Here is a 10,055-nt window from a genome sequence, read left to right on the forward strand (position 1 = left end):
CGCGGGCCAGGACCCGGCCGCCCTCGTCGCGGCCGTGGTCCAGCGCGAGCTGCGTCCGCTGGTCGAGCGCCTGGAACGGCTCGAACGGGCCTGACCCGGTGGGGGCGGTCACCACACGTGATCGCCCCCACCCCCGGGGCGGAATACGGACCGGTTGGGTTTCGTTGGACAGGGTGCAGCCCCGATCCGGGGCACAGGGCGAACCTCCTCGACAGTCGCAGGTCGCCCGTCCACGCCCTCGTCGCGCGACCCCAGGTGAAGGAGACCGCTGTGCCGTCGACCACCCAGACCGCCCCGTCCCGCCGTCAGTGGACCCAGGACGAGGACCTGGTGGGCCACTACCTGCGCGAGGTCGGCTCGACCGCCCTGCTCACCGCGGAGGAGGAGGTCCGGCTGGCCCGGCGCATCGAGGCGGGCGTGTACGCCGCCGAGCTGCTGCGCGCCGCCGACGCGGGCGAGACCGCCCCGTTCGACGCCGAGCGCCGCCGCGTGCTGCGCACCGTCGTGCACGAGGGCGGGCGCGCCAAGGACCACATGGTGCGGGCCAACCTGCGCCTGGTCGTCGCGGTCGCCAAGAAGCACTCCCGGCGCGGCCTGCCCTTCCTCGACGTCGTGCAGGAGGGCAACATCGGCCTGATCCGCGCGGTCGAGAAGTTCGACTACACCAAGGGCTTCAAATTCTCCACCTACGCCGTGTGGTGGATCAGGCAGGCCATCGAGCGCGGCTTGGCCGAGCAGACCCGCACGGTGCGGCTGCCCGTCCACGTGGTCGAGGAGCTGAACAAGGCGGCCAAGGTCGAACGGCGGCTGCGCGGCGAGCTGGACCGCGACCCGACCGTCGAGGAGGTCGCCGAGGCCACCGGCATGGCCGTGGCGCGCCTGGTGGACCTGCGCCGCGCGAGCCGCGACGCGATCAGCCTGGAGACCCCGGTGGGCCAGGACGGCACCACGTCCGTGGCCGACCTCATCGAGGACACCGACGGCGTGCAGGCGCACGACGTCGTCGAGCAGGCCGAGCTGACCGCCGAGCTGCGCACCCTGGTGAACACCCTGCCCGAGCGGCAGGCGCGCATCATCAGCCGCCGTTACGGCCTGAACGACGGCCGCCCGTGCACCCTCCAGGAGGTCGCGCGCGAGCTGGGCCTGACCAAGGAGCGCATCCGCCAGCTGGAGAAGGAGTCGCTGCGGCTGCTGCGCGACCCCGAGCGCAGCAACGCCGTGCTCGCCCTCGCCGGCTGACCCCACCCGGACTGCAACACCCGGACTGCAACACCCGGACTGCAACACTCGGGCGGGTGCCGGCACCTCGTCCACGTGAGCACCGATGCCGATCCGGGCGCCGTCGTGACGGCGGACGGGACTGACCCGCCGCCGGGCCCCGCCGACGCCGAGCTGTGGCGGCGGGGTGACCGGGAGTCCTTCGGCGTGCTGTTCGAGCGGCACGTCGAAGCCGTGTGGAACCACTCGTACCGGTTGACCGGGTCGTGGGAGCAGGCCCAGGACGTCACGTCGGCCACGTTCCTCACCGCCTGGCGCACCCGCGCCGACGTCGAACTGGTCCGCGACAGCGCGCTGCCCCTCCTCTTCACCATGGCGGGCAACGTCGCGCGCACCGCGCACCGGGGTTCCGCCCGCCGCACGCGGCTGCTGCGGCGGGTCGCCGGGCCGGTCGCCGAGCCCGACCACGCCGACGCCGTCGTGCACCGGCTCGACGAGCGGGACCGGTTGCGGCGGGTCGTCGAGGCCGTCCGCCGCCTGCCCCGCGCCCAGCGGCGGGCGGCGGAGCTGTGCCTGCTCGGCGGCCTGCCGGTCGCCGACGCCGCCGCGCAGCTCGGGCTGGCCGAGGTCACCGTGCGCGCCAACCTGTCCCGCGCCCGCGCCCGGCTGCGCGACCTCGCCCCACCACCCGGCCCGGGCGCGACGGAGGACCAGCCGTGACGGAGGACCAGCCGTGACCATCCCCGGCCTGCCCGAGCACCGCCCGCTGCCGCCCGACCTGCGGGCCCGGTTGCGCGCCGACTTCGAGGACGGCATCGACCGCCCCCGCCGCCGGACACCGCCCGCGCTGACCGCCGCCGCGGCCGCCGCCGTGACCGCTCTGGTCGTGGGCGCGGTGGTCGTGCTGCGCGACGCGCCCGACGTCCGGTCCGCCACCACGCCGCCCGCCGACGGCCCGCGCGGCTCGCTCGGCGCGGTGGCGACCGGCGTGGCGCTGGACCGCTGCTGGTCCGCGCTCCGCGCGCGGGGGCTCGCCGACGACTACCCCGACCGCTCCCGCTGGACCCCGGTGCTGGGCGAGGACCGCCCCGAGGTCGACGTGGTGGCGGTCCGCGCGGCGGGGGAGCCCCTGTTCTGCCAGACCACGTCCACCACGACCACCGTGTCGGACCTGAACGGCCTGCTGGTCACCCGGGAGGGCGTCGTCGCGGGCACCACCGACGCGGCGGCCCCGGTGGTCTCCGGCACCGGCAGGCACGGTTCCTACGACGTCGGGACCGAGGTCGCCGACCACCTCTACGTCGCGATGACCCACACCAACCCGGCCGGGACGTCCATCACCGTCGACCGCGAGCCGCTGCCCGCCGCCGGCACCCCGGCGGTGGTGCTCCGCGACCGGCCCGACGGGCCCGACCCCGACCGGGCGTCCGAGGCGGGGCGCCTGCTGGGCGACTGCCTGGCCGACTCGTCCACCCCCGTCGTCGACCCGGACTCCTACCGGCCAGGCGCGCACGTCGACGGCCTCGTCGTCGGCCGCAGCGCCACCCGCCTGGTCGTCTGCCGCCCCGAGACGTCGGACACGGCGTCGCGGCGGGTGTCGGTCCTGGAGCCCGTCGGCCTCCCCGTCCGCTTCCGGTACGACGGCCGCATCACCGTGGCGCGGCACGTCCTGGCGGGCCAGGTGCCCGCCGACGCCGCCGCGATGACCGCGGCGGTCGACGGCGGCGAACCGGTGGGGGCGGTGGTGGCGGACGGCACGTTCGTGCTCGAAGTGCCGCCCGGCACCACCCTCGTGCCCGAGGTCACCGAACTGCGCATCAGGGTCCTCGACGGGAACGGCGAGGTGATCTTCGAGGGCGAGGTCCCCTACTCGCCGTGACCGGGCGGCCACCGCACCTCTGGCCTAGGGTTGACGGCGACCTGACCGGCGGAGACGACGGAGGCGCGGCTTGAGGGTGACGGTGTGCGGACGGGACGGCACGACCTCGGGAGGGGGGTCGTGAGCGAGCGGGCCGCGGGGGACGCCACCCTGCCGAAGTGGAGCGTCGCGCTGCCCGTCCTCGGGCTCGTCGCGCTGGTCGTGTCCTGGGGGCGGGACCTCGACGCCGTCCTGCTCGTCCTCGTGTGCGCGGGGCTGGGCGGCGGCGTGGTCGCCGCGGTGCACCACGCCGAGGTGGTCGCGCACCGCGTCGGCGAACCGTTCGGCACGCTCATCCTCGCCGTCGCGGTCACCGTGATCGAGGTCGCGCTGATCGTCACGCTCATGTCCTCCGGCGGCGACAAGGCGGCCACGCTGGCCCGCGACACGGTGTTCGCCGCCGTCATGATCACCTGCAACGGCATCGTCGGCCTGGCGCTGCTGGCGGGCTCGCTGCGGCACCGCGTGCAGCGCTTCCGCTCCTACGCCTCCGGCGGCGCGCTCGCCGTGACGCTCGCCCTGGTCACGCTCAGCCTCGTGCTGCCGGGGTTCACCACCAGCTCCGCCGGGCCCACGTTCTCCGGGGCGCAGCTCGCGTTCGCGGGCGTGATGTCGCTGGTGCTGTACGGGGTGTTCGTGTTCGTGCAGACCGTGCGGCACCGCGACTACTTCCTGCCCCGGGAGGAGACCGCCACCCGCGACGACCACGCCGCCGCCCCGTCCGGGCGGACCGCGCTGACCTCGCTCGGCCTGCTGCTGGTGTGCCTGGTCGCCGTGGTGGGGCTGGCGAAGGCCGCGTCACCGGCGCTGGAGTCCGCCGTGGAGGCCATCGGCGCGCCGCTGTCCCTGGTCGGCGTGCTGATCGCGCTGCTCGTGCTGATGCCGGAGACGGTGGCCGCCGTGCGGGCCGCCCTGCGCGACCGGCTCCAGGTCAGCATGAACCTCGCCCTGGGCTCCGCGATGGCCAGCATCGGGCTGACCATCCCGGCCATCGCGGTCGCCTCGATCTGGATGAGCGGTCCCCTCGTGCTCGGCCTGGGCGGCAAGGAGCTGGTGCTGCTCGCCCTCACCGCCGCCGTCGGCACGCTCACCGTGGTGTCCGGGCGGGCCACCGTCCTCCAGGGAGCGGTGCACCTGGTGGTGTTCAGCGCCTTCCTGTTCCTCACGGTGACGCCCTAGGTCCACCCGCTCGGGTGACGTCGCCGGGTAGCGTCCGGGCGTCGGCGCACAGCGGGAGGCCCCATGCGATTCCTGTTCCGCCCGCCCGCCACCGAGGCGGGCGGGTTGTTGTCGCTCCCGTGGGCGCAGCCCCTGGAGGAGTGGGACGAGGAGCTGCTGCTGACCGTGCCGCAGCGGGGCATCTCGCGGCACGTCGTGCGGTTCGTGGCCAGCGAGGGGCGGGTCTACGCGCTCAAGGAGATCGCCGAGCCGCTGGCGCGCCACGAGTACGCCCTGCTGGGCGACTTCGAGCACGAGGGCCTGCCCACCGTGACGGTGCTCGGGCTGTGCGTGGACCGGCCCGACGACCAGCAGGCGATCCTGGTCACGCGCTACCTCGAGCACAGCATGTCCTACCGGTACCTGTTCTCCAGCCCGCGCGGCGAGCACTCCGCGGACCGCCTGGTCGGCACCCTGGTGGAACTGCTGGTGCGGCTGCACCTGGCGGGCATCTTCTGGGGCGACTGCTCGCTGTCGAACACCCTGTTCCGGTTGGACGCGGGCAAGCTCGCCGCCTACCTCGTGGACGCCGAGACCGTGGAGCGGCACCCGGCGCTGTCCACCGGCCAGCGCACCTACGACGTGGACCTGGCCCGCGAGCGCATCGGCGGCGAGCTGCTCGACCTCCAGGCGGGCGGCGTGCTGCACGCCGACATCGACCCCGTCGAGGTGGCCGACAGCGTGCCCGAGCGGTACGCCGCCCTGTGGGAGGAGGTGACGCGCGAGGAGTTCTTCCGCCTCGACGAGCAGCGCTACCGCGTCGCCGAGCGCCTGCGCCGCCTCAACGACCTGGGCTTCGACGTCGACGAGGTCGAGCTGACCACCTCGGAGCGGGGCGCGCGGCTGCGGGTGGACATCCGCGTCGCCGAGGTCGGCCAGCACCGCCGCGAGCTGTTCCGCCTCACCGGCCTGGAGGCCCAGGAGAACCAGGCCCTGCGGCTGCTCAACGACCTGCGCTCGTTCCGCGCCTACCTGGAGCAGCGCGACGGCCACCCCGTGCCCGACGCCACCGCCGCGCACCTGTGGCGCGCGCAGGTCTACGACCCGGTGGTGGCCGCGGTGCCGCCCGACCTGCTCGGCGTGCTGTCCCCGGCGGAGCTGTTCCACGAGGTGCTGGTGCACCGCTGGTACCTGTCCGAGCACGCCGGCCGCGACGTCGGCACGACCGCCGCCCTGCGGTCCTACCTGGCCACCGTGCCGCCCGACCAGGACGTCGGGGTGGCGGCCGAAGTGGACGACTGAGGTCCGCGACCGGCGCGCCGACGCCGCGCGGACGTGGTTGAGTGGAGCCGTGACAACCCCGGAAGCGGGCCTGCGCACGCGGGTCGAACCACTGGCCGACGACCAGGCGGTCCTCGTCGGTGTCGGCGGCGACGTCGACCAGAGCACGGTCGAAGCGCTGGACCAGGCGCTCGACGACGGCGTGACCAAGGCCAAGGGCGACGGCGCCCTGCTGGTCGTGGTGGACCTCCAGGAGGTCGGTTTCGTCGCCTCGGCCGGCCTGTCCTCGCTGATCAAGGCGCACAACCGCACCCGTGACGAAGGTCTCGAACTGGTCGTCGTGCTGCCCGAGGAGCACCGCCTGGCGCGCCTGCTCTGGCTGACCGCCCTGAGCCGCGTGCTCACCGTGGTCGGCTCGGTCGAGGAAGCGCTGGCGAAGGCCCCGCGCAACCCCGCGTAGCGGCGGCGCGGCGGGCCAGCGGCGGGACGGCGGCGCCCGCGGTGAGGAACACCGCGGCGGCCAGGAGCCAGCCGCCGGCGCCCAGCGCGCCGAGGCCCAGGGTGAAGAACGCCGGGCCGACCACCTGCGCCGTGGCCGTCGCCGCCTCGGTGACGCCCTGGTAGGCGCCCCGCGCCTCCTCGCGCATCAGGGACAGCGACAGCCGCCAGCCCGCCGTGACGCAGCCCAGCTCGCCGGCCAGGTGCAGCAGGCCCGCGACCACCACGACCACGACGCCCGCCGTCCTCGGGACGAGGTCGGTCGTCGCCAGCAGCACGCAGGCGGCGGCCAGGAGCGCACCCGACGCGGCGGCGGTGCGCGCCGCCCGGGACGTGGTGGTCGCCAGGCGGGTCGCGGGCACCTGGAGCGCGGCGATGCCGACGGAGCTGACCACGACCACGACGCCGCTCAGCCACAGCGGCAGCGAGCGGGACGTCCACAGCGGCAGGCCGGTGGACAGCATCGCCCAGCACAGCGACAGCACCGCGGTCGCGGCGGCCACCGCCAGGTACGGGCCGTCGCGCAGCGGTGAGCGCGTCCGGGCGCCGTCCCCGGGCGGCGCGGGCCGCGCGGGTTCCGGGGCGGACAGGGCCACGGCCGTGAGCACGGCGAAGGTCAGCGCGTTCGCCACGATCGCCGCGCGGTAGGCGGCCGGGTCGTCGGCGGTCAGCACGAGCGCGCCCGCACCCGCGCCCGCGGCGTACCCGACGTGCTGCGCGACCCGCTGCCGGGCCAGTGCGGCGACCCGCCGCGCCTCGTCGGGCACCAGGCCGGCCACGAGCGCGGTGCGGGCCGCGTTGCCGCCGTTCACCGGGGCCACGAACACGACGGTGACCAGCACGAACGCCCAGGTGTCCGCGGCGAACGGGTAGCCGGCCGCGGCGAGGCCGCGCACGGTGGTGGTGGCCGCCAGCACGTGCCGCGCGTCGAACCGGTCGGCCAGCGCGCCCAGCGGCACCGCCGCGGCCAGCCCGACCGCGCCCGCCGCGGCCATCGCCACGCCCACCAGCACGGGGGACAGGCCCTGGACGCGCGTGAAGTACAGCGCCCACGTGGTGAACCACAGGCCGTCACCCGCGGCCGACACGCCGCGGCCCCACATCAGGCGGCGCAGCCACAGCTCGACGTCCACAAACCCACCCTTCATCGAAGCCTGAATGGTGAATGTAGGTCGTGGTCACCATTCATGTCCACCTGAAGGGTGGTAACGTGCCGGGTGTGACGGGGTGGGTGGACCCGGGGAACGGGGTGGTCGCGGCGGTCACCGGGCTGGCCGCCGAACTCGCGGACCCGGTGCGCCTCACCGCGTTGCAGCTGCTCGCCGCCGAGGGGCCGCACACGTCGAGCCAGCTCGCCGACGCGATCGGCGTCAGCGCCTCCCGCCTGGGCAACCACCTGGCCCGGCTGCGCGCCCGCGACCTGGTCTCCGTCGAGCACACCGGCCGGCACGCCGTGTACCGGGCCGCCCCCGGCCTGGGCGACGTGCTCGCCGCCCTGGCCCGCTACGCCCACGCGGTCCCGGCGCCCGGCCGCGCCCCGTCACCCGCCGACCTCGCCCACACCTGCTACGACCACGCCGCGGGCCGGCTGGGCGTGACGGTGCTCGCCACCCTCGTCGAGCGCGGCGCGCTGACCGCGCCGGACGGCCTCGGCGACGAGCTGTCGTCCGGCCCGGACCCCGCCGCGTTCGCCGAGCTGGGCGTCGACCCGGCCGCGCTCGACCCGGGCCGCCGCAAGCTCGCCACCGCGTGCCTCGACCGCACCCACCGCCTGCCCCACCTGGGCGGCGCGCTGGGGGCGGCCGTGCTGGACGCCCTGGTCGCCCGCGGCCTCGTCGCGCGCACCGACGGCAGCCGCGTCCTCGTCGTCCCGGACCACGACCGGCTCGCCGCCCTGCTGCCCGGCTTCCGGACGCCGTCCCCCTGAACCGCGAGGTGGTCCGCCGCGTCCCGCGGGCGCGGCGGACCACCCGGCAAGGTCACTGCGTCATCGCGCGGAGGTCATCCCGCGCTGCTGTGGGTGCTCTCGTGGTAGGCGCCTTCCTCGCCCGCGTAGGACACCTCGTTCCAGAAGTGCGCGTCGCCGCCCCACCCGGGCCCGTCGTCGTGCCAGCCGCCGGCCACCGCGCCCGTCTCGCTGCTGTACGCGCCGTTCTCGTCGGCCCACGCCTCGGCCTCGTAGTAGTACGCGCCCTCGCCGTCGGTGCCCGACCAGACGCCGTGGAACCCGGCGCCCTCGGCTGTCGCCACCGACACGTGGTGCTCGTACGACGCTTCGTCGGCGTGCGCCGACGCGAGCCCGGCGGCGCCCAGCAGGAACGGCACGGACAGGGTGAACGCGGCGATGAGCCGGATCGTGTTGCGCATGGAGAACCTCCTCGTTGTCGCATGTCGCCATGCGGTCCGATCGTCACCCCGCCGGGCCGCGTCCACCGGCCGGATGGACCATCGAGTGACGCTGTCACCCACCCCGAGCAGTGCTTTGAGCTGCGGTTATCGCGGTGCGTAAGAGAAAGTGCACGCTGACGGGTGACCGTGTCGCATTTGACGGAACGCGGGGGTTCCCGGTACTGGGCGGGCCCCCGGCGTCGGGCTAGGGTTTCGGGTACTAGCCAGTGCCAGAAGTGGGGGTGCGGGGTGGCGGTCGTGAAGCTCCCGTCAGGGGCCGAGCTGGTCAAACCGGTCGTGCGGTGGGGACTGGGGCACGGCGTGCCGCGCGCCGCCCTGCGTGCCGCCGCCCGGCGCGGTGACCCCCAGGCCCGCCTGTTCGTGGAGTCGGGCACGTCGTCCGCGGCGGAGCTGAGCGGGCTGTTCGACGACATCCGCGCGCGGGGACCCCTCGTCCGGGGCCGCTTCTCCCACCTCACCGCGAGCCACGCCGCGGTCAAGGAGGTGCTGACCGGCGGTGACTTCCGCAGCGGCGTCGGCCCCTCGGGCGACGGGGCGTGGGCGCGGCTGTCCCACTGGTCCGCCTCCACCGTGCTGCACCCGATGGCGCCGCCCTCGCTGCTGGTGAGCGAACCGCCCGCGCACACCCGCTACCGCAAGCTGGTGACCCGGGTGTTCACCGTGCGGGCGGTGGAGCGGCTGCGCGCGTTCACCGAGCGCACCGCCCACGGGCTGCTCGACGCGATCGACCCCGCCGGGCCCGTGGACCTGGTCGACGCGTACTGCGCCCTGCTGCCCGTCACGGTGATCGCGGAGGTCCTCGGCGTGCCGCCGGGGGAGCGGCGGCGGGTGCTGGAGCTGGGCGCCGCCGCGGCCCCGAGCCTCGACATGGGGTTGCCGTGGCGGCGGTTCCGCGCCGTCGAGGCGGCGCTCGCCGAGTTCGACGCCTGGCTCGCCGACCACCTGCGCCGGCTGCGGACCGACCCCGGCGACGACCTGCTGAGCGAACTCGTCGCCGCCCGCGAGGACGGCGTCGGCCTGGACGACCTCGAACTGCGCGCCACCGCCGGGCTGGTGCTCGCGGCCGGGTTCGAGACCGCGGTGAACCTGCTCGGCAACGGCATCGCCCTGCTGCACGACCACCCCGACCAGCGCGAGGTGCTCGCGCAGGACCCCTCGGCGTGGCCGAACGCGGTGGACGAGGTGCTCCGCGTCGACCCGCCCGTGCTGCTGACCGGCCGGACGAGCGTGCGCGCCACCGCCGTGGCGGGCGTCGAGGTGCCGGCGGGCGCGCTGGTCACCACGATCCTCGCCGCGGCCAACCGCGACCCGCGGGTGTTCGAGGACCCCGGCCGGTTCGACGTGCGCCGGGCCAACGCCCGCGAGCACGTCTCGTTCTCGGCGGGGCGGCACTACTGCCTGGGCGCGGCGCTGGCCCGGATGGAGGGCGAGGTGGGCCTGCGGGTGCTGGCCGAACGCTTCCCCCGGCTCCGCCTGCTGCCGGGCGCGTCGCGCCGCGACACCCGCATCCTGCGCGGCTACGAACACCTGCCCGCGCGCCTCGCCGGCTGACACCCGCACCCGCCGGGCCGCA

The 10,055-nt window shown here is 75.5% G+C and carries 10 protein-coding genes; 8 read left to right on the plus strand and 2 right to left on the minus strand.

Annotated elements, in window-relative coordinates:
- The first annotated feature begins 270 nt into the window (after positions 1–270).
- The 6 genes from ACR807_RS39105 (at position 271) to ACR807_RS39130 (ending at position 6,035) form a co-directional block, all read left to right on the plus strand.
- Positions 271–1,239: a sigma-70 family RNA polymerase sigma factor gene (locus tag ACR807_RS39105; RefSeq protein WP_438926579.1), complete on the plus strand. Its 969-nt coding sequence runs from the start codon at positions 271–273 to the stop codon at positions 1,237–1,239.
- Positions 1,240–1,344: 105 nt separating this feature from the next.
- Positions 1,345–1,938 (plus strand): RNA polymerase sigma factor, encoded by a 594-nt coding sequence (locus ACR807_RS39110; RefSeq protein ID WP_438926588.1) that lies wholly within the window; start codon positions 1,345–1,347, stop codon positions 1,936–1,938.
- A 13-nt stretch (positions 1,939–1,951) separates the two neighbouring features.
- Positions 1,952–3,097, plus strand: coding sequence for a hypothetical protein (locus tag ACR807_RS39115; protein ID WP_438926580.1), 1,146 nt, complete (start codon positions 1,952–1,954; stop codon positions 3,095–3,097).
- 120 nt (positions 3,098–3,217) lie between these two features.
- Positions 3,218–4,315, plus strand: coding sequence for a calcium:cation antiporter (locus ACR807_RS39120; RefSeq protein ID WP_438926581.1), 1,098 nt, complete (start codon positions 3,218–3,220; stop codon positions 4,313–4,315).
- A 63-nt stretch (positions 4,316–4,378) separates the two neighbouring features.
- Positions 4,379–5,596 carry a DUF4032 domain-containing protein gene (locus tag ACR807_RS39125; protein WP_438926582.1) on the plus strand — a complete coding sequence of 406 codons (1,218 nt, stop codon included), beginning with the start codon at positions 4,379–4,381 and terminating at the stop codon, positions 5,594–5,596.
- A 49-nt stretch (positions 5,597–5,645) separates the two neighbouring features.
- Positions 5,646–6,035 (plus strand): STAS domain-containing protein, encoded by a 390-nt coding sequence (locus ACR807_RS39130; RefSeq protein ID WP_438926583.1) that lies wholly within the window; start codon positions 5,646–5,648, stop codon positions 6,033–6,035.
- Here the strand turns inward: ACR807_RS39130 and ACR807_RS39135 are convergent.
- Positions 5,977–7,221: an MFS transporter gene (locus ACR807_RS39135; protein WP_438926584.1), complete on the minus strand. Its 1,245-nt coding sequence runs from the start codon at positions 7,219–7,221 to the stop codon at positions 5,977–5,979. The genes ACR807_RS39130 and ACR807_RS39135 overlap by 59 nt on opposite strands.
- Positions 7,222–7,292: 71 nt before the next feature.
- Here ACR807_RS39135 and ACR807_RS39140 point away from each other — a divergent pair, with 71 nt between their 5' ends.
- Positions 7,293–8,000 (plus strand): ArsR/SmtB family transcription factor, encoded by a 708-nt coding sequence (locus ACR807_RS39140; RefSeq protein WP_438926585.1) that lies wholly within the window; start codon positions 7,293–7,295, stop codon positions 7,998–8,000.
- A 74-nt stretch (positions 8,001–8,074) separates the two neighbouring features.
- Here the strand turns inward: ACR807_RS39140 and ACR807_RS39145 are convergent, their stop codons facing one another.
- Positions 8,075–8,440, minus strand: a complete 366-nt coding sequence (locus tag ACR807_RS39145) for a hypothetical protein (RefSeq protein ID WP_438926586.1) — start codon at positions 8,438–8,440, stop codon at positions 8,075–8,077.
- A 279-nt stretch (positions 8,441–8,719) separates the two neighbouring features.
- Here ACR807_RS39145 and ACR807_RS39150 point away from each other — a divergent pair, with 279 nt between their 5' ends.
- Entirely contained in the window at positions 8,720–10,033 is a 1,314-nt protein-coding gene (locus ACR807_RS39150; protein WP_438926587.1) for a cytochrome P450, read from the plus strand.
- Positions 10,034–10,055 lie beyond the last annotated feature (22 nt).

The organism is Saccharothrix sabaoui, assembly GCF_051756985.1.
Lineage (GTDB): Bacteria > Actinomycetota > Actinomycetes > Mycobacteriales > Pseudonocardiaceae > Actinosynnema.

Bases quoted from the DNA above. Each gene is read 5' to 3' on its own strand.
- ACR807_RS39135 (WP_438926584.1), bottom strand. From the start codon at position 7,221: ATGAAGGGTGGGTTTGTGGACGTCGAGCTGTGGCTGCGCCGCCTGATG.
- ACR807_RS39125 (WP_438926582.1), top strand. From the start codon at position 4,379: ATGCGATTCCTGTTCCGCCCGCCCGCCACCGAGGCGGGCGGGTTGTTG.
- ACR807_RS39145 (WP_438926586.1), bottom strand. From the start codon at position 8,440: ATGCGCAACACGATCCGGCTCATCGCCGCGTTCACCCTGTCCGTGCCG.